The organism is Ensifer sp. ENS06 (assembly GCF_014852205.1).
Classification (GTDB): domain Bacteria; phylum Pseudomonadota; class Alphaproteobacteria; order Rhizobiales; family Rhizobiaceae; genus Ensifer; species Ensifer adhaerens.
The window spans coordinates 1-22,981 of the sequence record NZ_JACVBC010000019.1 but is presented as its reverse complement, the minus strand read 5'-3'; the positions used below and the strand labels follow the sequence as shown (position 1 = coordinate 22,981).

The 22,981-nt window shown below is 58.3% G+C and carries 19 protein-coding genes, 1 pseudogene and 1 riboswitch; of the genes and pseudogenes, 9 read left to right on the top strand and 11 right to left on the bottom strand.

The features are described 5' to 3' along the window. Positions 1-128 precede the first annotated feature (128 nt). The 3 genes from traC to traG are packed head-to-tail and all read left to right on the top strand — an operon-like array spanning position 129 to position 2,701. A complete protein-coding gene (gene traC, locus IB279_RS33925; protein ID WP_192340686.1) occupies positions 129-425 on the top strand; it encodes a conjugal transfer protein TraC in 297 nt (98 codons plus the stop codon). 4 nt (positions 426-429) lie between these two features. Then, a complete protein-coding gene (gene traD / locus IB279_RS33920; protein WP_192340684.1) occupies positions 430-645 on the top strand; it encodes a type IV conjugative transfer system coupling protein TraD in 216 nt (71 codons plus the stop codon). Beyond that, positions 632-2,701, top strand: coding sequence for a Ti-type conjugative transfer system protein TraG (gene traG, locus IB279_RS33915; protein WP_192340682.1), 2,070 nt, complete (start codon positions 632-634; stop codon positions 2,699-2,701). The genes traD and traG overlap by 14 nt, the downstream gene beginning before the upstream one ends. Before the next feature lie 140 nt (positions 2,702-2,841). Here traG and IB279_RS33910 read toward each other — a convergent pair. Continuing rightward, a pseudogene (locus tag IB279_RS33910) lies at positions 2,842-3,015 on the bottom strand (DUF736 family protein); the annotation flags it as partial. A 1,080-nt stretch (positions 3,016-4,095) separates the two neighbouring features. On the opposite strand from IB279_RS33910, the gene IB279_RS33905 reads away from it, so the two are divergent. Continuing rightward, a complete protein-coding gene (locus tag IB279_RS33905) occupies positions 4,096-4,854 on the top strand; it encodes a DeoR/GlpR family DNA-binding transcription regulator (protein WP_192340680.1) in 759 nt (252 codons plus the stop codon). Positions 4,855-5,078: 224 nt separating this feature from the next. Here IB279_RS33905 and hisN read toward each other — a convergent pair whose 3' ends face one another. The 10 genes from hisN to IB279_RS33855 form a co-directional block, all read right to left on the bottom strand. Further along, positions 5,079-5,879, bottom strand: a complete 801-nt coding sequence (hisN, locus tag IB279_RS33900) for a histidinol-phosphatase (protein WP_192340678.1) — start codon at positions 5,877-5,879, stop codon at positions 5,079-5,081. 3 nt (positions 5,880-5,882) lie between these two features. Next, entirely contained in the window at positions 5,883-6,821 is a 939-nt protein-coding gene (locus tag IB279_RS33895; RefSeq protein WP_192340676.1) for a choline/ethanolamine kinase family protein, read from the bottom strand. Positions 6,822-6,832: 11 nt separating this feature from the next. Next, positions 6,833-7,762, bottom strand: a complete 930-nt coding sequence (locus IB279_RS33890; RefSeq protein WP_192340674.1) for a phosphotransferase — start codon at positions 7,760-7,762, stop codon at positions 6,833-6,835. Continuing rightward, the gene (locus IB279_RS33885; protein ID WP_192340672.1) at positions 7,746-9,017 is read right to left on the bottom strand and encodes a Zn-dependent hydrolase; all 1,272 of its coding nucleotides are present in this window, start codon (positions 9,015-9,017) and stop codon (positions 7,746-7,748) included. The genes IB279_RS33890 and IB279_RS33885 overlap by 17 nt, the downstream gene beginning before the upstream one ends. After that, on the bottom strand, positions 9,010-9,768 hold the full coding sequence (locus tag IB279_RS33880) for a DeoR/GlpR family DNA-binding transcription regulator (RefSeq protein ID WP_192340670.1): 759 nt from the start codon (positions 9,766-9,768) through the stop codon (positions 9,010-9,012). The genes IB279_RS33885 and IB279_RS33880 overlap by 8 nt, the downstream gene beginning before the upstream one ends. Next, on the bottom strand, positions 9,758-11,569 hold the full coding sequence (locus IB279_RS33875; RefSeq protein ID WP_192340668.1) for an ABC transporter ATP-binding protein: 1,812 nt from the start codon (positions 11,567-11,569) through the stop codon (positions 9,758-9,760). Before IB279_RS33875 ends, IB279_RS33880 begins: the two co-directional genes overlap by 11 nt. After that, a complete protein-coding gene (locus IB279_RS33870) occupies positions 11,569-12,492 on the bottom strand; it encodes an ABC transporter permease (RefSeq protein WP_375292974.1) in 924 nt (307 codons plus the stop codon). Before IB279_RS33870 ends, IB279_RS33875 begins: the two co-directional genes overlap by 1 nt. Beyond that, positions 12,488-13,468 carry an ABC transporter permease gene (locus IB279_RS33865; protein WP_192340666.1) on the bottom strand — a complete coding sequence of 327 codons (981 nt, stop codon included), beginning with the start codon at positions 13,466-13,468 and terminating at the stop codon, positions 12,488-12,490. Before IB279_RS33865 ends, IB279_RS33870 begins: the two co-directional genes overlap by 5 nt. A gap of 61 nt (positions 13,469-13,529) precedes the next feature. Then, positions 13,530-15,095 (bottom strand): ABC transporter substrate-binding protein, encoded by a 1,566-nt coding sequence (locus IB279_RS33860; protein ID WP_192340664.1) that lies wholly within the window; start codon positions 15,093-15,095, stop codon positions 13,530-13,532. After that, complete coding sequence (locus tag IB279_RS33855; RefSeq protein WP_192340662.1) at positions 15,068-16,537, bottom strand: amidase; 1,470 nt, start codon at positions 16,535-16,537, stop codon at positions 15,068-15,070. The genes IB279_RS33860 and IB279_RS33855 overlap by 28 nt, the downstream gene beginning before the upstream one ends. A 373-nt stretch (positions 16,538-16,910) precedes the next feature. On the opposite strand from IB279_RS33855, the gene IB279_RS33850 reads away from it, so the two are divergent. The 5 genes from IB279_RS33850 (at position 16,911) to IB279_RS38255 (ending at position 22,799) form a co-directional block, all read left to right on the top strand. Next, positions 16,911-17,699, top strand: a complete 789-nt coding sequence (locus IB279_RS33850) for an N-formylglutamate amidohydrolase (RefSeq protein WP_192340660.1) — start codon at positions 16,911-16,913, stop codon at positions 17,697-17,699. A 73-nt stretch (positions 17,700-17,772) separates the two neighbouring features. Continuing rightward, entirely contained in the window at positions 17,773-19,143 is a 1,371-nt protein-coding gene (locus IB279_RS33845; RefSeq protein ID WP_192340658.1) for a glutamine synthetase family protein, read from the top strand. An 86-nt stretch (positions 19,144-19,229) separates the two neighbouring features. Further along, positions 19,230-20,615, top strand: a complete 1,386-nt coding sequence (locus tag IB279_RS33840; protein WP_192340656.1) for an aldehyde dehydrogenase family protein — start codon at positions 19,230-19,232, stop codon at positions 20,613-20,615. Continuing rightward, positions 20,612-21,757: an iron-containing alcohol dehydrogenase gene (locus IB279_RS33835; RefSeq protein ID WP_192340654.1), complete on the top strand. Its 1,146-nt coding sequence runs from the start codon at positions 20,612-20,614 to the stop codon at positions 21,755-21,757. The genes IB279_RS33840 and IB279_RS33835 overlap by 4 nt, the downstream gene beginning before the upstream one ends. 214 nt (positions 21,758-21,971) lie before the next feature. Then, a riboswitch (glycine riboswitch) is annotated at positions 21,972-22,060 on the top strand. 256 nt (positions 22,061-22,316) lie between these two features. Then, complete coding sequence (locus tag IB279_RS38255; protein ID WP_375292973.1) at positions 22,317-22,799, top strand: hypothetical protein; 483 nt, start codon at positions 22,317-22,319, stop codon at positions 22,797-22,799. The last annotated feature ends 182 nt before the right edge of the window (positions 22,800-22,981 follow it).

Below are 22,981 nucleotides of genomic sequence, written 5' to 3'. Positions count from 1 at the left end.
GAACGGCTGGGATCATCTACAAAAGCATCCCCGTTGGCGATTGTAGGATTCACAGTGGTGCGTTTCCCACTTTTGTCCGGAAAACTCGCTTCGAAAGACACGCTTTCTCAGCCAGGGAGACCCCGTGCATGAAGAAACCATCCTCAAAAATCCGCGAAGAAATCGCAAAACTACAGGACCAGCTCAGGCAGACCGAAACACGCGAAGCCGAGAAGATCGGCCGTATCGCACTCAAAGTCGGCTTCGGCGAAATCGAGATCGATGAGACAGAGTTGCAAGTGGCTTTCGAAGCCATAGTCAAACGGTTTCGTCCTATCAAGGGTGCTTCGAATGGAGTTAGAAAGGCCGGCGGGGATAGGGGCGAAGGCACACAGACCGCAGCGGTCACGTCTGACGCGTATTCGGGCGATGGTAGCGTGGCTTGAGTGGATGGTACGGACAACATCATCCGATGCCCGCAAGAAAGACACGCGGGAGAAAATCGAGCTCGGCGGCCTGATCGTCAAGGCAGGCCTCAGATACGAAAAGCGTGCACTGCTGTTCGGAGCGCTGATCGCGATTGCGGAGCGCATCAGAGACGACCCTGAAGCAAGAGCCCGGTTCACTGCAATCGGGGCGAAGGCCTTCATCGATGACGGCGAATAGAGTCTTGCTCGTTGTTGCACCAATCGTGCTGATGATCCTCGTCACCATTGGCATGACGGGGATCGAACATTGGCTTTCTGGCTTCGGGAAAACCGAGGCAGCAAGGCTGACGCTCGGTCGCGCCGGGGTTGCCTTTCCCTATATCGCGGCGGCCGTCATCGGGATCGCGGTTCTGTTCGCAAGTGCCGGATCCAATGATATCAAGCTCGTGGGCTGGGGTGTCGTCACCGGCGGCGGCGCCACGATAATGATAGCTATCCTGCGCGAGACGACGCGGCTTTACGCATTGACCGGACATCTGCCGGCGGGAGAATCGGCCCTGTCGTACGCGGACCCGGCAACGGCAACCGGGACAGGAGCTGCACTGTTGTCGACTGGTTTTGCACTACGCATTGCGCTGGTCGGCAACGCCCCGTTAGCAAAGGCTGAGCCGAAACGTGTTCGCGGCCGGCGCGCGCTGCACGGAGAGGCCGACTGGATGGCGCTGGCCGAGGCTGGAAAGCTCTTTCCGGATGCCGGTGGCATCGTCGTCGGCGAGCGTTACCGCACCGACAAGGACAGCACCGCGACGCGGTCGTTCCGTGCAGACTGCCCGGAGACCTGGGGCGCCGGCGGCACTTCGCCGCTTCTCTGCTTCGACGGCTCGTTCGGATCGTCACACGGCATTGTTTTTGCAGGATCGGGCGGTTTCAAAACGACGTCGGTGACGATCCCGACCGCCCTCAAATGGGGTGGTACATTGATCATCTTGGATCCGTCAAACGAAGTGGCGCCCATGGTGATCGAGCACCGCTCGAATGCGGGGCGGGACGTCCGCGTCCTCGATCCCACAAACCTGGAAACCGGTTTCAACGCGCTCGACTGGATCGGTCTTCACGGTGGCAGGAAGGAAGAAGATATTGCCGCCGTCGCGTCATGGATCATGAGCAACAGCGGTGGCGCGCGCGGTGTTCGTGATGACTTCTTTCGGGCGTCTGCCGAGCAGCTTCTGACAGCGCTGATTGCCGATGTCTGCCTTTCCGGTCACACGGACAAAGAGCACCAGACCCTGCGCCAGGTTCGTAAGAACCTCGCCGAGCCAGAGCCGAAATTGCGCGAACGGCTCCAGACCATACACGGTAATTCGAATTCCACATTCGTGAAGGAGAATGTCGCGTCCTTTGTCAACATGACACCCGAGACCTTCAGCGGAGTCTATGCCAATGCCGTCAAGGAAACCCACTGGCTATCCTATCCAAACTACGCGGCGCTCGTCTCCGGTTCGAGCTTCTCGACGGACCAATTGGCAACGGGCAATATCGACGTGTTCATCAATGTCGATCTGTCTGCTCTGGAGACCCATTCCGGTGTGGCGCGCGTCATAATCGGATCGTTCCTCAACGCCATCTATAATCGTGATGGGAAGATGCGCGGACGTGCGCTCTTCCTCCTGGACGAGGTCGCCCGCCTCGGCCCTATGCGGATTCTGGAAACCGCACGTGACGCCGGCCGCAAGTATGGCATTACGCTCACGATGCTCTATCAATCGATCGGCCAGATGCGCGAAACCTATGGCGGCCGCGACGCGGCCAGCAAATGGTTCGAGAGCGCGAGCTGGATTTCGTTTGCCGCCATCAATGATCCGGATACGGCCGACTATATTTCGAAGCGCTGTGGCATGACCACGGTCGAGATCGACCAGGTCAGCCGTAGCTTCCAGTCGAGGGCGTCGTCGCGAACGCGATCAAAGCTGTTGGCCGCCCGGCCCCTGATCCAACCCCATGAAATTCTCAGGATGCGCGCCGACGAACAGATCGTGTTTACCGCAGGAAACGCACCGCTTAGGTGTGGGCGTGCAATCTGGTTCCGGCGTGATGACATGAAGTCCTGCGTCGGATCAAATCGCTTCCACTCGGCTCCGGATACGGTATCCGACCGCTCGGATGCTGATGATCCGCAAAACGAGACCGAAACCGTCGGAGCAGTTTCGTCTAACGGAAAAGAGGGAGGGGAGCTTGGATCCGAATACCCAGATCATTCCCCGGAAGAGCGAGGACTTCAACGGCCGTCGTCGTGATTGCAAGCACCATTGGCCGAGACTCAGCGGGTCCAGCGGTCTTTGGCACAAAGAAACCGGCCACGGGCTTGATAGCAGTGCACGGTTTCACAATAAAGCGAAGCCGCCCCGCCTAGGCAGCGGGGCCGGCTCTCAGGACCTCAATCCCGGTTCGGGCGGGACCAGATGAGCTGGTAGCCGTCCTCACCTTCAGCCTCCGCGAGCGTGGCGTAGATGGGAGCCGGGAAGCTCGGGTCGTCCAGCTTGACCGAAAGGTGGCCGCGATCGGTCTGTTCCGCATGTCCAAGTTCCTTTCGCTTGCTTCGGGCCGCGCCCTTCGCGGCCTCGATGGCTGTCGCAGGGATCGAGGACCATCGGACCGCCCCCCAAGGGGCTGAAACACCGTGAGGGGCGGCCCGGAGAAACTACCTTGGTCAGCGCGGAATGGCAGCGCAGCTGACAGGGGATGAGAGTTTCGAGGGTCGTTGCGGGAAGACGATCGAGGCAAAGCCGGTCTTCGATCAGACATACCTCATCGAGCCCGCAGGAGGACGAGGTCCATCGTATAAATTGGAAAGAGTATGACATGGCGATGCTCGGGGATGTTCGAGTCAACGGGTCGCCATCCCACAGACGTAGAAATCCCTGTGTGACAATCCCAGCGCAGGCTTGCTCATTTAAAGCCGTATCACGTGCCCCGCCCCGCACCAACGCCCTTGTTCCGTCGGCGCCTCAAGTGGCACTTGACCGTGTTGCGGCTGGCACCGGTGAGCCGGGCGTGAGCTTTCGACATCGCGGTCACCGAGCTTCGCGCCTGGATGCGGCTCGAGGAACCGATGCTTTCGCATGGTCGCGACCCGTCGCACGCTCGACAACGGTCGGAGCTCGATACGCCCCAGCCTGCGCCAGACACTCTTGCGTGGGTGATCATTTCAACAACCTGGCTGATCACGATCAGCGTCGGTTCTCCACGATACCGAGCCCGTTTCCCGAACCAGGCGTGATCCTGTCCTCACTTCGTTGAATGCTATCTCGGCATTTTTCTAGTTCTCACGCATTCTTCGATGAAAGCGCACACCGCGTTTGAAGAAGATAGCGTTTGCCGAACATCGAGACGTTGGGACGCAATCGATTCCCGCACTAAATCGCAGGCGGCCTTAGCGCTTGCCTTGAGAGAGAAGGTCACAAGTAGAAGTGGCGCGCTATTTCGTTTGAAAGATCCGCGAACACCGCATAAATACACAATCCGAGAGAGATCGTCGTGAGCTGCTCTCTGAAGCATCAAATCCGCGATTGCACCTCAGCAAATTATCTTCGAAGCCCTTGCGAGACAAATTCGCTTCGCCCAGGGTTGATGGTGTTTGCCACTAACGCCCGACGCGACCGACAAAACATGGAATAAGGAGAAGTCATTTATGTCGAGTGAAATCCGCAAAGGAGTCATTTTGGAACGACTCGGCCGCGATCAGCGCGTCAGCGTTCTCGAGCTCTCGGCGGAGTTCAGCGTATCAGGTGAAACGATTCGCCGCGACCTCAAGGACCTGGAGGCTGAAGGTGTTGTTCGGCGCGTTCACGGAGGCGCTATCCCTGCGGGCCGCAGCGCCGATACTCCCATCACCGAACGCATTACGTTGAATGCTCTCGAAAAAGATGAAGTCGCGGTCATGGCTCGGAATCTGATAAGCGACGATTGCGCCATCTTTCTTGATACGGGCACGACGACGTTGTCGCTTGCCAGGCGCCTGCTCGGTTTTAAGAGATTGAGGCTATACACAAATTCCCTCTTGATCGCCCAGGCAGCCTGCCAGCATTTTGGCGTGCGGGTGCAGGTCACGCCGGGAAACCTGCGCCCTATCGAACAGGACCTAGTCGGCTACGATACGCTCTCCTATATCCAGCAATTTCATTTCGATCTCGTTTTCATGGGAACGGCCGCGATAAATGCCGATTTCGGTTTCATGGATTTTGAGGAAGACGAGGCCCGCATTCGCCAGGTTCTCCTGAAGCAGACAAGCCAAAGCGTTATGCTGGCCGATCATTCTAAGTACGGCAAAACGGGTAATGTCATCACAGCACCCTTTGCCAAGATTCGCACATTGGTGACAAACCGTCGTCCGCCGGGAGCCATCTTATCTGCTGCTAAGCGAGATGAGCTTGAAATCATTCACGGCTAGTTTTTCTTCGGTAATGGGGTCGCTGTCGATTTCGGTTGTGTCCGAACTAGTCTATGCGGGCCGCTCGCATCGACAATTTTCTGCCGCTTGGTCGATTTAGCCTTTTGTTCGCGGCAGTGCGCGATGCCAGTGGTTGTACTGCCCCCACCTCGGGGTAAGCCCACTGATCAAGCCCTCTATCGACGGGTAATTTTGCTCCCGCGTCGGCACGCTTCAGAAATGATCTAACACCGGGATTGCTCGTGCAGGGCAGTAAGAACTTTTGCATGTAGTGCGGCGTTTGCCGCTGCCACAATGCCGCCACCGTGCTCCGCCGGGTTACCATCCCAGTCCGTAATAACACCGCCGGCCTGCTCCACAATCGGAATCAGCGCCACGATATCGTATGGATAGAGACCGGCTTCCACCACACAATCAATCTGACCAGCTGCGAGCATGCAATAGGCGTAGCAATCCGTTCCATAGCGAGCCAAGCGGACTTGCCTTTCGAGCTGATCATACCCTGGTCTGCGTGAGGGCTCGAAGATGGCAGGCGTGGTGGTGAACAGTGTTGCGTCGGAGAGCTCCTGCGTTGCACTGGTCGAAAGCTGTGTCTGGCCGTGCGGCCCCTCATAAAAGGCGCCATTCCCCGTTGCGTAGAACAGTTCGCCAATAAAGGGTTGCGCCATCATGCCTGCGACCGCGTCGCCGTTTTTTGTAAGTCCAACCAGCGTTCCCCAAAGCGGTATACCTGATATGAATGACCTTGTTCCGTCGATCGGGTCGATGACCCAGACGAGATCGGCATTCACGCCTTCATTTCCGAACTCTTCGCCCGAGATACCGTGATCAGGATATTCGCGGCGAATGAGTTCTCGAAGCGCTTTTTCCGTTTCGCGATCACCTTCGGTGACCGGATCGAATCCGCCCGCGGCCTTGTTGACGACGGCGCCCGGCAGTCGAAACCGGGGCAATGTTTCGCGCGCGGCAACGGCCGCGAGGCGGCGAAGGAATTCCGGAGAAATCCCGCTTTCAGTATTGTCCATATGTCAGACTGCCTTCAGCCACAGCGGCCATTGAGGATTGCTCATTACGAAACGCGCGCGCATGTGTTTCCAGAACCCATATTTGAAAAAGTCGAAATCGAGGCGCGAGACTCGGTTTTGCACCATGGCCCATGTGGACCACTTGAGATCGACAAGCGCCTTGAAGAGTGAGATCCGCGCTAAAATGCTCGGGTCGATCCGCCCATAGTATTCTTCAATCAACTCGTTCTCGATTTCTTGCGAGAAGCACATTTCGCAGAACCATAGCGCGAGTTCAGCTGCCCGATCATTGGTAGACGCGTACTCGAAATCCACAAGCATGACGCGGCGGTCTGCATGCAGAAGGAAATTGCCGGCAAGGGTGTCGTTCATGCAGGGCGCCAAATCGAGACCTGACGCCTCCAGTGCCCTGCGTCCCTCACGGTAGCGCGCATTCAGCCAGCCAAAATCGCTCGGAAATTCGCCACCCAATTCCAGGACCTGTTGGAAATGTTCGTCAATCATGTCGAAGGTCGTCTTTTGCTGCGAAAGCGGTGGAGTGTCATTAAAGGCTTTAAGTGCGCGAAGTCCATTCAGACGTACGATTGGATCAAGAAAGTCGGCATTAGTCGAGGTTCTCAATCCCTCAACGAACTCGCTCACCTCGACGCCTGTCTCGGGGAAGAAGTCAACGATGCGCGCGCCGACACCGGCTGCATGCGCCTTACGCCCAGCCTCGTTCGCCGTTTTTCGGTCGATAAACATTTCGGTTCCGGCACCAGGGATCTTCACAAAGAAACTGTGTGACGCCCCGACGACGTAGACCCGCCAGTTCGGATTGCTGATACCGCCGGGCACGGGTTCATAGGAAACGTCAAGGCCGCGCCAGTTCGCCACGGCGGTGATAGCCTGCTCGATCGCCTCTTCCGCCTGTGATGTGCCTTCACCCAATCTGCGTCTCATCGCATCCTCCGTCACACCTGTTTCAGCCACGTCTCGAAGCGTGGGCCCTCGATGACAGTCCGCGCCCTGAGAAGCCGCCATTCTGCATATTTGAAGAATTCAACATGCTTTCGCGGGGAACGCGCGGCGTTAATGAAACCCCAAAGTGCCCACATAAGATCGTCGGCGGCGCCGTAGAGTCGTGCTCGCGCAAGGACCTTCGCATCCGGTTTTCCAGTTGCAATCTCGATCGCCAATAGCGCCTCGCCATCGAAGGGGAGTAGTTCGGCCAGAACGGTTCCGAGATCGTAGGCGGGGTCCGCCTGGCGCGCCCACTCGAAATCGACCAGCCGGACTCGGCCGTCCGGCCCGACCATAGTGTTAGACGAGACGCCGTCTGCATGGCACGGAACCGTGTCGAACCCGGACGCAATGATCGTGGCGGCAATACGCAGGACGGCAGTTGCGACCGCGTGGACCGATATGGGTAAGATTACCTCCGGCGCGGCGGCCAATTGGAAATACGAGGCGACAAGGTCGAAGACGCTACGCGTCTCCGCAAGCGGCAGAGCCTTGTGGAAAACACGCTTCGCAGTCAGAAGATTTTCAAGAACCGCGGGCCGGCGAAGGACATCGGCGTGTCCCCAGGCCCATTCCTCGCCAAGCGCCTCGAAAACGAGGATGCCATTGACAGGGTCGGCATGTAACAGGCGTGGGGAAATTCCCAAGTCACCCGCCTTGCGGCTAGGTTCAACCGCTTGGTTCGCCGCGATAAATCGCGACATGTCATCGTGGCGACGCTTGATAAAAACCGGACTATGGCCTGCCTTGGTTGCGAAACAGCAGACGTTTTCGACAGCGTGGTGAATGGGTGAGACGATCCCGCCGATAGGGGCTGAAAGGGTCGCGCCCGACAGACCAACTGTTTCAAGGGCGTCTTGAAGTCTAACGTCGTGTTGCATTGAACCCTCCCTCCACAAGGTGTCGTAGCGCGGCGGTCAGGACGGTTAGACCTGCTTGCACATCGTCCGGATGAGTCAGCTCATCGGGATGGTGCGCGATGCCGTCGACACTCGGAATGAAGATAAGGGCGGACGAGATGCCTCGATTTTGCAAGGCGACAGCATCGTGACCGGCGACGGAACGCATCGTTTCCGGTGGGAAATTGCATGCCTGTGCTACACGTCTAACGATTGCCATGAGCGTGACGTCCATACTTGCAGGATTTCGCAAAGCATCGGCAACAATCTCCAACTGGGTCCCCGTATCGTCGGCGACCTTTTCGAAGGCGGCAAGGGCGAGGTTACCAGCCGCGTCGAGTTCGGCCACGCTGGGGCCCCGCAACTCGAACCAGACGGTAGCACGATCCACGACGACGTTCGGCGAGTTGGGTTCGACGACAAGGCGTGCCGCGGATCGGTGGAGGAGGGGATGATTTGCTGCGATTACGGTCTCGAAGCCGGCAATCCCCTGTGCGGCCGCCAGCAGTGCATCTCTGCGATCCTTCATCGGCGTTGGACCGGTGTGAGACGCCCGACCGATCCAGCGAACTGTTGCCTTGCGCGCTGCCCAGGTTCCTTCAACAACTCCGATCTGTCGACCGGCCTCAAGCAGCTTCCGTCCCTGCTCAACATGAAGCTCGAGATAGGCTTCGGGTGAGGGGGGGACGGCCCCCTTATCACCAACGACGCCAATCGCTGCAAGGGCTTCTTTTAGAGAAATCCCGGCGCCATCTCGCAGTGCCAGGGCGTCATCCAAAGGAAGTGCTCCGGAGAAAACCGCACTGCCGGTGAGGCTCGGTTGATATCGGGCTCCTTCCTCATTCGTCCAATTGACAACCGCAAGGTTGCGGGCAGGCCTGACGCGGCCGCTGGAAACTTGCTCATGCAGCTCAAGCGCAGCCGAGCCGGCAGAAAGCACACCAAGGGTACCATCGAAACGACCGCCTCTCGGCTGCGTGTCGAGATGAGAACCTGCAAAGATCCAAGGGGCATCGTCGCCGGCCCAATCAAAGCAGGCAAATTGGTTCCCAATTGCATCGTGGGCGATCCGTGCACCGCCTTGCTTCATCCATTTAGCGAACGCACCACGCGCTACGCCATCCTCGGGGCTGGCTGCTAGGCGCGTCACTCCTTCGTTTGGCGTGGCGCCGATGTTAGCGATCTCGTCAAAGATCGCTGCAAACTTTGAGTTTGGTACAGTCCGCCCATCATGCATGGATGATCTCCAATTCTTCCCCCCGAACGGCGCTGAGTATGTCCTCCGGCGGTCGGCAGTCGGTCACGAGGGTGCCGATCTGGCCGAAAGGAGCTGTGATTACATTGCCGAGCCTGCCAAATTTGGAGTGATCAGCCAACATGACGCTACGCGATGTGCGTGTCAGAAGTACCTGGCGAATGCGGGCCTCGTCCTCCTCGAAATCCATGAAACCAAAGTTGGCGTTGATTGCCCCGATACCCATGAAGACCATGTCGAAGTGGAACCTCTCGATATATGAAATCGTGTCGTAGCCCACGACGTCCTGCTCGACAGTTCGCAGGTATCCCGGCGTCACCTGCACCTTCACGCCGAAATGTTGGCAGGCCGTTTGGGCAATCATCAGCGAGTTTGTGTAAAGCCTCAGCTTCTTGAAGCCGATGAGTTTTCGTGCGAGCGCCAAGGTTGTCGTGCCGGTATCCAGAAAAATGACGGAGTCATCCTTGATGAGCGGCCGAGCGACACCAGCCACCTCATCCTTCTCGAGAGAGTTGAGCTTGATCCGCTCAGTAATCGGGGTGTCGGTTGCGCGCCCCGCGGGGATCGCCCCCCCGTGAACGCGCCGCACGGCACCTTCGGCTTCAAGGTCCTTCAGGTCACGCCGTATGGTTTCCCCCGATACGCCGAACTCCGTCGACAGTTCGAGAACGCTGACGCGCTGATCGCGGTCGAGTCGCTCGAGGATGACCTCCTTGCGGATCTCACTGGACAACTACACGCTCCTCCTCATGCCAGTGCAGACAAGCGGCGAAATTGACGCCGTCTCGCGCCCTCAGCGGCGGATCAGTTTTCTGGCAGTCCAGTTGCGCGCGCGGACAGCGCGAGCGGAATGAGCAGCCGATCGGAAGATCAATCGGACTCGGCGGTTCACCGTCCAGGAGATACTGGGTGCGAGAAAAGCGATTTTCCTCCAGCGTCGGCATCGCGCTGAGAAGCGCTCGCGTATATGGGTGGTGCGGATGATCAAAAAGCGTTTCGTTGTCCGCGAGTTCGACGATACGCCCAAGGTACATCACCGCGATCCGGTGGCACATGCGCCGAACGAGCGCGAGGTCGTGCGAGATAAACACATAGGAGAATCCATGTGTCGCCTGCAGCCTGTTGAAGAGATCGAGAAGCTCCGCTTGCTCAACCTGATCCAACGCGGACAAGGTTTCGTCGAGAATCAATAGTCGCGGCTTAAGAACAAGAGCGCGGGCTATGTTTATGCGCTGTCGCTGTCCAGCACTGAGCCCCACCGGCAATCGCTGTGCGAGTTCCGTGTCGAGGCCCACCTCAGCCATCGCTTCCTGCGCCTGCCGTCCTGCGTCGCGCCGGCTGGCACCATGAATGAGGAGTGGTTCCTCAATCATGCGCTGAACTGGCATGCCAGCTGGCAAGGACCCATAGGGATCCTGCAAGAGCAGTTGGAATGACTTTCGCATTTCTACCATTGAGCGTGCGGAGAGACTTGAAAGGTCCTTACCCAGAAAGGCAATACGGCCATCGTTCGGCTGCTCAAGCCACGCAAGAAGGCGTGTCAAAGTAGATTTGCCGCAACCGCTTTCACCCACGATGCCGAAGTTCTCGCCGGTCTTAACGGCAAATGACACATCCCGTACGGCCTTGACCTGGTTGTAGCTGTTGAAGGACCCGCGCTGGCGAACTGTGTAAGTGCGCGTGGCGTTGTCTACTTTGAGCACGGGTTCGCCATCTTTGGCCACCGGCCCCGTCACACCACCCCAAATCGACGGGATCCGGGACAGCAGCGCACGTGTATAGGATTGCTGTGGGTTTGACGCTATTGCTTCGGTCCTGCCACGTTCCACGATCCGTCCGCCTTGCATGACGAGCGTCTCTTCCGCAATCTGTGACACCACTGGCAGTGACGAAGAGATGAACAAGAATGCCGTGTTCATGCTCTGCCTGAGCCCATCGATAAGCCGGATAATCTGCGCCGCGACGGTTACATCGAGAGGTTGCGTTATGTTGTCGGCGATTACCAAAGTCGGGTCGGAGACGAGCGCATCGACGATCATGACACGCTGCATCATGCCTCCAGAGAACTGAAAAGGCGCTTCATGAAACCGAGCCTTTGGCGAAGGGATGCGGACCCGGCCGAGAAGATCGAGAACCTTATCAGTTGCTTCGGCCTTACCGATTTCGGGTCGCACCGATCGCAACTTCTCGACGATCTGGTGGCCGATCGGCAGTCGGGGATCAAGTGAGCCCATCGGGTTGGCACCGATGAAGCCGATGCGGTTGCCTCGAACTGATGAGAGACCATGTGCACTGAGTGAGAGAATGTCTCTTCCCTCGAAGATTACTTCGCCAGAGGCAATCTTGAGCGGGGAACCAATCGCGTTGACCAACGCTCGGGCGAGAACCGATTTTCCTGATCCCGCTTCACCAACCAGACCGAGTACCTCACCTGGCTGCAACGCGAAACTGACTTTGTCAACGACAGGTCGTCGGATGTTCTCTCGGATCAAGTTCACGCTCAGATCCGAGACAGAAAGAACGGAGGTTGTCATCACGCCTCTCCTCTCAGGACCGCGTTGCGCGCACGCTCAAGTGACGATCCCACCAGATTGAGGCACGTAAGTGAGACAAGCATGAACACACCCGGCATGGTTGCGATCCACCATGCATTGATCAAATATTTGCGAGCGTCGGCAATCACATTACCGAAGGTTGGGGTCGGCGGCTGAACGCCCAGGCCCAGAAAGCCGAGGATGGATTCAAAGATCATCATGCGGGCAATATCGAGCACTGCGACAAATGCGATCGGCGGCAATACAACGGGCGCCACGAAGAGCAGCATGATGCGAAGATCGGAGGCGCCAAGCACCCGCTCGCCGAGCACATAGCCGCGGCTGCGCTCGCCAAGCGCCACGGATCTGGCCACGCGGGCATAGAGTGGCCAACCGGACAGTCCAAGCACAAGAATAATCGCTGGCACCGTCGGGCGGGAGACGCCGAGAATGGTGATGGCGAGAATTATCATCGGGATCGAGAGCTGCGCGTCCGTCAGCCGCATGATCACCGCATCGACCCAGCCGCCGCGAAAACCGGCATAGAGGCCAAGGCTGCAACCGACAACGAACATTAGGACCACCGTGGTTACCCCAATGAACAGTGAGTAGCGCAGCCCGACGAGACAGCGCATGAGTACGTCACGGCCTAATTGATCTGTGCCCAGAAAGTGGGGCCACTTCCAGCCTTCCGCGGGGAGGGGCGGTAGCAGTTTGGAGCTATACGCAATCTTGATTGGATCGATCGAACTGAACAATGGCATGAGAATCGCCATTCCAATGAGCAAGCCAAAGCCAATCAGACCGATGCGAAAGTCCGTGCGGGAAGCGGCGATCTGCAGCATCCGTCGGGTGGGCGTGAGACCGCGTTTGGTTGTTGTGAGTGGGACAGCGGCCTGCTGAGCGATATCGGGCACGTCAATACTCCAGTCTCGGATCGATGGTCATGGCGATCAGGTCGACAAGAACGTTGATCATTACGAACATAACGGAAATGAAAATCGCGATGCCCTGGATAAGCGGGAAGTCGCGTTGAAGGACGGCATTTATCGTTAGGAGGCCGAGTCCTGGGTAGTCGAAGATGAACTCGATGACGAGTACGCCGCCGAGCAGCATGCCGAGTTGCACGCCGAGCAGGTTTATGAGCGGGATTACCGAATTGCCAAGAGCGTGTGAAAAGATCGTGCGACTGCGGGTAAGCCCTCGGATCGGCGCCAATTGGATGAAGTCCTCGCGCATCACCTGCGCCACCGAAACGGTGAGTGTGCGCAGGATGAAGGGTACGATCTCCACAGCCAGCACGATCGCCGGCAAGATTGTATAACTGAAGCCGCGATAGCCAATTGCCGGCAGAAGCTTGAACTTCACGGACAGGAAGAGTGTCAGCACGATGCCCAGCCAGAAATTCGGTGTAGACACACAGATCGAGCCCAATGCCAGCGCCAGCTTGTCAGGCCAGCGGCCCGGGTAGAGCCCTCCGGCAGTGCCAAGCGGAACGGCGACGAGGAGAGCCATGACGAGCGCAACCGAAGCGAGTTGCAAGGTCATCGGCAAGGTACCGAGAATAAGGTCGAGCACTTTTGCGCGTTCCTCCCGGGTTGCGTCGTTGAAAGCGGCCCCCCCGAGACTTGCGCCGCTTTTGGGCCGGACAAACGACGTGCCAAGGTCGCCGGTCACGAGCTCCTGGAGGTAGGATACGAACTGATATGGAATCGGACGGTCCAGACCGAGTTCCTTTGCCTTCATCGCAACCACCTCGTCGGGGGCCATGCCGCCAACAATCAGGCGCGCCGGGTCCCCCGGCACCACGCGCAAGAGCGTGAAGATGATGAAGGTGACGAGAAGGATTATCAGACTCCCTTGCAGGAGCCGCCTTACCAAGAATGACAAGACAAACATTTGCTTACCCTAGGCTGACCGGTACGAAAGCGGCCGCCGCGACGGCGGCCGCGGCTATCCATCACGCCAAGGTCGCGTTGCTCGCGTCCATCATCCCGTTCGGATAAAAGTACATCTCCTTCAGCTCGTCCCGCATAGCGTGAATGAACACCGAGGTGAAGAGCGACAAAGAGGGCACCTTCTCGGCGAGGGTCGGCATAACTTCATTCTGGATAACCGCCTTGCGCGCCGCTGGGTCGAGCATGTTGCGCTCCTTGTCGAGCACTGCATCGAGGTCCTTGTCTTCGATGCCGCAAATTCGCTTTGAACTCGAATGAAAATGCGTGCGCAACACGAGGTCTGGTTCGGGAGATCCTGTCGACCAACCGCAGTCAATTATGTGACCAGGACCACCACCCGGGCGATCGTAGAGACGGTCGTTCCACGCTGCGACCTCCATGACGTTAAGCGTCACCGGGAAGCCTTGTTCCTGAAGCATGGCGGTGATGGCTTCGCCATATTCTTTGGTCTTGGGATAGAAGCCGACCGACGTTATGTATTCGAGGTCAGGAAGGCCTTCACCCTTGGGAAAACCTGCCTCTGCAAGCAGCTTCTGGCACTGATCCGGGTCGAATTTCGGATAATTTGGAGTGTCAATATATCCGAATTTAACGGGCGATATCCACGCGTTAGAAGCGTGACCCGAAACACCAAGGATATCAAGGATTACCGAGCGGTCGATAGCGTGAGCAGCAGCTTGGCGTATCCGAACGTCGTTAAAGGGTGGTTTCGAGCAGCGGAACCACAGGTACTTGTTCTCGACCGAGACGGCTTTGTGAAGCTGGAACCCGCCGGTCTCTTCGATGGTCTGGACCTGCTCCGCTTCGAGACGCTCGATCAGATCCGCTTCGCCATTCAGAAGAGCGAGCGTACGGGTTGTAGCGTCGCCGACAAATCCAAAGTTGATCCCGGGAACCTTGGGTTTGCCCAGATAGAAGGCGTCGAAGGCTTCGAGTACAGTAGTATTACCGTCTTGCTTCACGAACTTGAATGCGCCGGTACCATTCGGCCGTGCGGAGAGGGTCTTCGGATTGGCAACGTCCTTAGCGGACATGATCGGCAGAAATGCTGAGAGGAACCAGAATAGACTGGCCGGATAGCCGGCTTTATCCGTCTTGACGTGCGCCACATAGTCGCTCACCACTTCAACTTCGCAGGGGCCGGGATACCACGCGGCGGGACGGTCGGGTTGGCTTGCGTATTCGAAAGTTGCTTTTACGTCTTCCGCCTTGAAGGGCTTACCGTCATGGAACGTAACGCCCTCGCGCAGTTTGAACTCAAGCGTGTGTTCATCGATGAGCTTCATCTCGGTGGCTAGCTCCATGACGAGCTCATCCGGACTATCCGGCCGCATTGGCGCGCGGGTCAGATAGCCGAACACGAAGCTTTCGAGATTGATCTGCGCAAGGGTCGTGTGAGACGATGGATCCCAATTGCCGGTCAGGTTTTCGGCCGACAAGAAATTGAGGGCTTTTCCCTCAGCGGCCTTGACCGGATTGACCAAGAACGATGTGTTCAAAACGGGTGCGCTGAGTGCAACACCCGCAAGCGCCGAACTCTTTAGGAATGCTCTTCTATTGAACTCCATTTCGGTATCTCCGCAGTTGTTTTGCTGGTTGTTCCCCACCCCGCGTGGTCGCCAGCAACGACGAGCGGAGGATTGTTATTTTTGAAAAGATGGTCTTCAGCCTGTTGGCAGAACGCCATGACAAGCGCGTCGGCATGACGGCGGCCCACGACCTGCAGGCCGACCGGGAGGCCATTCTTGGTCAGTCCGCAGGGCAGGGAAGCTGCCGGATTGCCCGACAGATTGAAAGGATAAGTAAACGGCGTCCAACCCGTCCAAGCAAGAACCTGCGAGGGCGACTCAAAGCCTTCAGGCGCCTCGCGTTCGGCCGAGAACGGCTCCACCGGAACCGTCGGCAGGAGCAAGAGATCAATTTCATCGAAAAGCGCATGGACATGGCCTGCAAATTCCGCGCGCGCCCTTGCTCCCGAAAGGTAATCCGCCAGTCCATAGCGCGCCGATGCCTCGACGAGCGCGCGAAAGCCACTGCCGAAATTTGAAAGGTCCGATTGGGCGCCATAAGCGACACCACGACCGGCAATCCAAAGAGTTTCGAATATCTTTATCGGGTCTTCCCATTCAAGCGAAATTGGCCGGATCTCGATCCCGAGGCTCCCGGAGAGTGCATCCACCGCTTCCCGCACAACCCGGTCGATCTCAGCAGTGACTTCAAAACCAAACAGGCTAGGCACGAAGCCGATACGCAATGACTTCGCCAGCCTCGCATCGGTGTAGTCAGCATTGTCGTCAGGTAGCGCTTGGTGGTCGAGAGGATCCGGACCCTTAGCAATGTTGAACAACAGCGCGCTATCTTTGGCGGACACTGTCATCGGGCCTGCATGGGACAACGTCTCGGTCGCGCTCCAGGGCCAGGTGGGCACACGCCCCAAAGAGCCCTTCATGGCGAAGACACCACAGAAGGCAGCCGGTATGCGGACAGAGCCACCGCCGTCGGACCCAAGTGTAAAGGGCACCATGCGCGCACCGAGCGCAGCGCCGGAACCCGAACTAGATCCGCCACTGGTCAGATCCGGGTTCCAGGGGTTGCGGGTCGGGCCATAGAATTCGGAGAAGCCCGAACCCGACCACCCCATCTCGGTGGTCGTGGTCTTTCCAATTATAATAGATCCGGCGTCAATCATCCGCTGAACGATTGGCGCCGTCGCCTTGGGAGCGAAATTCTTATAGGCATTGGATCCACGCTGACACAGCTGACCTTCCACGAAAAAGAGGTCCTTGACGCCCATGGGAATGCCGTGGAGAGGGCCACGAAACCGGCCCTGCGCAGCCTCACGGTCGCAGGCTTGCGCTTCTTCCAGAGCCTTTTGTTCGAACACCTGGCTAAAGGCGTTTAAGATTGGGTTGAGCCGCGCAATACGCGCCAAGCATTCTCGCACGAGAGCCTCAGACGTGAGTTCTCCCGATGCAATTGCGGCGCTGAGTGAAAGGACTGAAAGATCCACGGTTTTAGTCTCCTAGATTGTGGATTTATGTTGATATTATGTATTTGTCAACAAAATTTGCTCGGCCTGTGTCATTTGCAATCAAATTTGTCACGTCGATATTTTTCGTAACGATGGGGAATCTGCCGACGCTTTAAGCAAAAAGCGAGGCTTTGTGCGCCCATTTAAATCCTCTATGTCTTTGTTATGCGCCGTTTAATGGCTTTTGTGATTGCCTGTTCTTTGCGGATCCACTGATAGAGCTGGGGTAAAATTGCCGATGATACATCGCAATTTAGAGGACGAGGCAATTATGTGCGAAATATGGATATTGTGCACTTATGTTGCTTTTTTTGTTTTTGTTGATAACGTTTCCGCAAGAGCGGAGGCGAACATGCAAAATGACACACTACTGGAAGCTGGCGCGTCAGCGATTGAAGTTGAGAATGAAGGCGCCAACGGCGATATTGTTGTCGTTTGCGAGCACGCGTCCCGCTTAGTGCCGGCGAAGCTAGGAGATCTTGGTCTCAATGCAGCGGCGTTGGAAAGCCACATTGCGTGGGACCCTGGCGCTCTTGAATTATCGAGGCGCCTTTCGTCCAACCTGGACGCTGTCCTAGTGTATCAACGGTATTCGCGATTGGTCTACGACTGCAACCGGCCGCCGGAAGCAGCGTCGGCTATCCCAGAAAAAAGTGAGATCTTTCAAATCCCGGGCAACAAGGATATTTCCGAGGCACAGCGGCAAGCTCGAGTAAATGAAATCTACTTACCGTTCAGAGACGGGCTGTTTGGAATTCTGTCTTATCGCAGGTCCACGGGGCGTCCAACCATTCTCGTAACCATTCACAGCTTCACTCCAATTTACTTTGGAGAAAGGCGAGAGGTCGAGATCGGAATATTGCACGATAGCGACAGTCGGTTCGCCGACGCCATGCTTTCCGAGGCACAGCGGCAGACCCAGAAGTATGTCGTGAAGCGAAACCAGCCCTACGGTCCAGCCGATGGCGTTACCCACACCTTGCTCAAGCACGGTATCGCAAACTCCATTCCGAACGTGATGATAGAGGTCCGAAATGACCTTCTAACGAGCGCTAATGAAGACCTCGCGATCGCGACATACCTCACCACTCTCATCGAAAAGGCTGCCTCAGCGATGAGAGCCAGTCACACTGCGAACTAGAAGCCACCGGCGCAACCCGAGTTTGCGGCCGGTCGTCCGGCGCTCTCGGTTGGCCCCCCATCTGAGGCAGACAATGACAAAAACCTACACACTCGATGACTTGAAAAAGGATGTCGCCGCAGGTCGCATCGACACCGTTCTTGCATGCCTGGTCGATATGCAGGGCCGACTGATGGGCAAGCGTTTTCACGCTCAATTCTTCGTAGATGGCGCTTACGAAGAAACGCATAGCTGTAATTATCTCCTCGCGACCGACATGGAGATGGAGACAGTACCCGGCTATAAATCGACGAGTTGGGCGGCAGGGTACGGCGATTACACAATGAAGCCCGATCTTACGACTCTGCGCAAATTGCCTTGGCTGGAAGGTACGGCGCTCGTCCTGTGCGACGTTCTCGACCATCACACCCACGAGGCGGTGCCACACTCGCCGCGCGCTATCCTCAAGAAACAGGTTAAGCGCCTTGAAGCAATCGGCATGAAGCCCTTCATGGCAACCGAACTCGAGTTTTTTCTCTTTGATCAAACTTTCGAAGATGCCCACAACAGCGGCTACCGTGCTCTTCGCCCCGCGGGCTACTATAGTGAGGATTACCACATCTTCCAGACCACCAAGGAAGAAGACGTGATGCGCGCGCTGCGCAACGGACTGCAGGGCGCCGACATTCCAGTCGAGAACTCCAAGGGCGAGGCATCCGCCGGTCAGGAGGAAATCAACGTCCGTTATGCCGATGCGCTGACGATGGCTGACCGCCACTCCATCATCAAGAACGCTTGCAAGGAAATCGCCTGGCAGCGCGGCAAGTCCGTTACTTTTCTGGCCAAGTGGAACGCGAACGCGGCTGGAAGCTCTTCGCACATTCATCAGTCTCTCTGGAGCGCCGACGGCAAGACACCACTGTTCTTCGACGAAAGTAGAAAATACAGCATGTCGCAGTTGATGGAGAATTACGTCGCCGGCCTTCTAGCTCATGCCAGCGAGATCACCTATTTCCTCGCGCCCTACATCAACTCTTACAAGCGCTTTGTCGCCGGCACCTTCGCGCCGACCAAGGCGGTGTGGAGCAAGGACAACCGCACGGCCGGCTATCGCCTGTGCGGCGAGGACACCAAGGCGATCCGCATCGAGTGCCGCGTCGGCGGCTCGGACCTGAACCCCTATCTCGCCATGGCGGCGCAAATTGCCGCCGGCATTTCCGGTATCGAAGGCAAGATGGAACTGGAGGCGCCCTTCGTCGGCGACGCCTATGGCGGCAAGAACGTGCGCGAAATCCCGCGCACCCTGCGCGCGGCCACCGAGGCGCTGACGGGGTCCAAGATGCTGCGAACCGCCTTCGGCGACGACGTCATCGACCACTATGTCCGCGCGGCCGAGTGGGAGCAGGAAGAATACGACCGTCGCGTCACCGACTGGGAAGTGGCGCGCGGCTTCGAGCGGGCCTGACAAGGCCGGAAACTTAGATCTCAGTGGCCGGTCCGGTGCCAAGGGCCGGCTACGCCGTCATTCGAAATGGAAGCAGGAAGACGATCATGAGCATGATCAAGTGTATTTCTCCGGTGAACGGAGAGGTTTATGCCGAGCGCCCGGCGCTGCCGCTGGAACTGGCCAAGCAGGCTGTCGCCCATGCGCGCCAGGCGCAGAAGGCCTGGGCCCGCCGTCCGCTGGACGAGCGCGTCAACCTGGTACTATCAGGTGTTGCCCGTCTCAACGAGATGGTCGGCGAGGTCGTGCCGGAACTGGCCTGGCAGATGGGCCGGCCGGTGCGCTACGGCGGCGAATTCAAGGGCTTCAACGAACGCTCGAACTACGTCGCCTCGATAGCCGCCGACGCGCTGAAGCCGATCCTCGTCGAGGAGAGCGACCGCTTCGGCCGTCGGATCGAGCGCGAGCCGCATGGCGTGGTCTTCGTCATCGCGCCGTGGAACTACCCCTACATGACCGCGATCAACACGGTTGCGCCGGCGCTGATGGCCGGCAACACTGTCATCATCAAGCATGCCAGCCAGACGATCCTCGTCGGCGAACGCATGGTGCGCGCCTTCGTCGAGGCCGGCGTTCCGGCCGACGTGTTCCAGAACGTTTTCCTCGACCATGAGACGACGGCAGCGCTGATTGCGGCCAAGAGCTTCGACTTCATCAACTTCACCGGTTCGGTCGAAGGCGGCCGGTCGATCGAGCGCGCGGCCGCCGGAACCTTCACCGGTCTCGGCCTCGAACTTGGCGGCAAGGACCCGGGCTATGTCATGGAAGACGCCGATCTCGACGCGGCCGTCGACACGCTGATGGATGGCGCCACCTTCAATTCCGGCCAGTGCTGTTGCGGCATCGAGCGCATCTACGTGCATGAAACGCTCTATGACGCCTTCGTCGAGAAGTCGGTTGCCTGGGTGTCGAACTACAAGCTCGGCAGTCCGCTCGATCCGGAAACGACGCTTGGGCCGATGGCGCACAAGCGCTTCGCCGCGACCGTTCGCGAGCAGATCGCCGATGCGCTCTCGAAGGGCGCCAAGGCGCTGGTCGACCCGAAGCTGTTCCCGCAGGACGACGGCGGTGCCTATCTCGCGCCGCAGGTGCTTGTCGATGTCGATCACTCCATGGCCTTCATGCGCGAGGAAACTTTTGGCCCGGCCGTCGGCATCATGAAGGTGAAGAGCGACAGCCAGGCGATCGAGCTGATGAACGATTGCCAGTACGGGCTGACCGTGTCGTTGTGGACCCAGGATGCGGACCGCGCCTCGCGCATCGGCCGCGACCTTGAAACCGGCACCGTCTTCATGAACCGCGCCGACTATCTCGATCCGGCCTTGTGCTGGACCGGCGTCAAGGAAACCGGCCGCGGCGGCTCGCTTTCGGTCATCGGCTTCCAGAACCTTACCCGTCCGAAATCCTACCATCTGAAGAAAGTCACAGCATGACGATCACCGCGAACTGGAGCTATCCGACCGCCATCAAGTTTGGCGCCGGCCGGATCAAGGAGCTTGCCGACCATTGCAAGGCGGCCGGCATGAAGAAGCCGCTGTTGATCACCGACCGCGGCCTGGCGCCGATGGCGATCACGCAGAACGCGCTCGATATCCTCGAGGCGAACGGCCTCGGCCGGGCGATCTTTGCCGACGTCGATCCGAACCCGAACGACGTCAATCTCGCTGCGGGCGTCAAGGCCTTCAAGGACGGCGGCCATGACGGCGTTGTCGCCTTCGGCGGCGGCTCCGGCCTCGACCTCGGCAAGTGCGTCGCCTTCATGGCCGGCCAGAGCCGCCCGGTCTGGGACTTCGAGGATGTCGGCGACTGGTGGACGCGCGCGAGCGTCGAGGGCATCGCGCCGATCGTCGCCGTGCCGACGACCGCCGGCACCGGCTCCGAAGTCGGCCGCGCCAGCGTCATCACCAACTCGGCCAGCCACGTGAAGAAGGTCATCTTCCACCCGAGGTTCCTGCCAGCCGTCACCATCTGCGACCCGGAACTGACGGTCGGCATGCCGAAGGTGATCACCGCCGGCACCGGCATGGACGCCTTTGCCCATTGCCTGGAAGCCTATTCCTCGCCGTTCTACCATCCGATGTCGGCCGGTATCGCGCTTGAAGGCATGCGCCTGGTGAAAGAGTATTTACCACGCGCGTACAAGGACGGCACCGACATTGAGGCCCGCTCCAACATGATGAGCGCGGCCGCCATGGGCGCCGTCGCCTTCCAGAAGGGGCTCGGCGCCATCCATTCGCTCTCGCATCCGGTCGGCGCGATCTACAACACCCATCATGGCATGACCAATGCCGTGGTGATGCCGCCGGTGCTGCGCTTCAACCGTTCGGCGATCGAGGAGAGGATCGCGCGCGCCGCCGCCTATCTCGGCATTGCCGGTGGCTTCGACGGCTTCTACGACTACGTGCTGAAGCTGCGCGAGGAACTGGGCGTTCCCGACAAGCTTTCGGCGCTTGGCGTCGGCACCGACCGCATCGACGAGATGTCGGAAATGGCGATCGTCGATCCGACCGCCGGCGGCAACCCGGTCGAACTGACACTTGAAAGCACCAAGGCGTTGTTCAAGAATTGTTTCTGATTTTCGAGAGGGGCCGGGAGCGGGACTGGAGCGCGCCCGGTTGCAACCAAGCCGAAGGTTCGGTCTATCAACGATCCCTGAGTATGAAACACTTGGATCGTTAAGTCGAAGAATCATGCTGCGAGACGCCCGAACACTCTCGCTCATGATCGGCGGCGGCACAGCCAGCTGATTGGGTGCCGCCGCCGTCACTTGAACTTCCGCTTGGTATTCAAGAAACCATGCAGGACAGATGGCGCGTGACGCCACGCCGAAGGAGCATTCCTGAAGGTAACACTCAGCCCAATGGACAGCACCGTTAAACAACTCCAGAGAGAGGCACGGGCTGCATCCACCAGACCGTCACCTCGAGGGAGAAGCTCTCAGGTAGAAAGAAAGATTGGGAGCTATGGGACATGGGAAGTCCCGCCAGCACGCGCTGGGGAACAGCATGGCTCATATTGCCGCATTCGAGGCCGAAATCACCAGCGTAACGACCGACTATGCGCTTAGCCATCGCTCTTAGACGTCCCACTGGTGGTCTGCGTCGGTCTGGCCAGAGAGACTTTCCTGCCAGGCACTGGTCGGGTGGGTGAGGCAGTTTTTTCCAGGGCTTCACCTCGCGTTTCTTCCCTTGGGCAGGCAACGTCCGATAAAGCCAGACATGATGCCGCGGATCAAAGCCGGGAGCAGGCTTGGCGTGTTCTACAACACGGACTATGGCCACCGTGGCTGGACGCTTTCGGCGGTTAGTGCAGAATTGGTGGCGGAAATGGTCCCGCAGGCGCCGCGCGGAGAGCCGTGTGAGATCAGGTCGAGGAGGCCGTCATTTCGCTCGAAAAGGGCGTTGCCAAGAACGCACCGCTTTTCCCAACTAGTCGGTCGGCACCTCGAGATGGGTGCTTTCGGTTGCCTCTTCAAGAGACTTTGCTGCCATGAAGGCGACAGCGCTTCGCAAGCGCTGCTCAATTTCGTCGACGCTCTTTCCTTCGAGCAAAGCGATTTCGGTGAGGGACCTGCCTTTGGAGGCCCAGCGGAGGCAGCTCCTTTCCAGGGGGCATAACATCCAAATCTTCATGCATTAAGCCGCCTTGTTATGTAATGTTATACCGTGACGTTGTGGCAGCCAAGTTGAACTGTCCACGTTGGCGCAAAGTAGAAATGTCACTTTGGGCGCGTCGCCAGCCATTTAGACATGCGACACTCGACATCTCCGCTGGCGCTGAGGCAAGCCCCCGACCGGAC

Coding starts and splice junctions, on each gene's coding strand:
- traC (WP_192340686.1), top strand. CDS start 129: ATGAAGAAACCATCCTCAAAAATCCGCGAAGAAATCGCAAAACTACAG.
- traD (WP_192340684.1), top strand. CDS start 430: ATGGTACGGACAACATCATCCGATGCCCGCAAGAAAGACACGCGGGAG.
- traG (WP_192340682.1), top strand. CDS start 632: ATGACGGCGAATAGAGTCTTGCTCGTTGTTGCACCAATCGTGCTGATG.
- IB279_RS33905 (WP_192340680.1), top strand. CDS start 4,096: ATGTCGAGTGAAATCCGCAAAGGAGTCATTTTGGAACGACTCGGCCGC.
- hisN (WP_192340678.1), bottom strand. CDS start 5,879: ATGGACAATACTGAAAGCGGGATTTCTCCGGAATTCCTTCGCCGCCTC.
- IB279_RS33895 (WP_192340676.1), bottom strand. CDS start 6,821: ATGAGACGCAGATTGGGTGAAGGCACATCACAGGCGGAAGAGGCGATC.
- IB279_RS33890 (WP_192340674.1), bottom strand. CDS start 7,762: ATGCAACACGACGTTAGACTTCAAGACGCCCTTGAAACAGTTGGTCTG.
- IB279_RS33885 (WP_192340672.1), bottom strand. CDS start 9,017: ATGCATGATGGGCGGACTGTACCAAACTCAAAGTTTGCAGCGATCTTT.
- IB279_RS33875 (WP_192340668.1), bottom strand. CDS start 11,569: ATGACAACCTCCGTTCTTTCTGTCTCGGATCTGAGCGTGAACTTGATC.
- IB279_RS33865 (WP_192340666.1), bottom strand. CDS start 13,468: ATGTTTGTCTTGTCATTCTTGGTAAGGCGGCTCCTGCAAGGGAGTCTG.
- IB279_RS33860 (WP_192340664.1), bottom strand. CDS start 15,095: ATGGAGTTCAATAGAAGAGCATTCCTAAAGAGTTCGGCGCTTGCGGGT.
- IB279_RS33850 (WP_192340660.1), top strand. CDS start 16,911: ATGCAAAATGACACACTACTGGAAGCTGGCGCGTCAGCGATTGAAGTT.
- IB279_RS33845 (WP_192340658.1), top strand. CDS start 17,773: ATGACAAAAACCTACACACTCGATGACTTGAAAAAGGATGTCGCCGCA.
- IB279_RS33840 (WP_192340656.1), top strand. CDS start 19,230: ATGAGCATGATCAAGTGTATTTCTCCGGTGAACGGAGAGGTTTATGCC.
- IB279_RS33835 (WP_192340654.1), top strand. CDS start 20,612: ATGACGATCACCGCGAACTGGAGCTATCCGACCGCCATCAAGTTTGGC.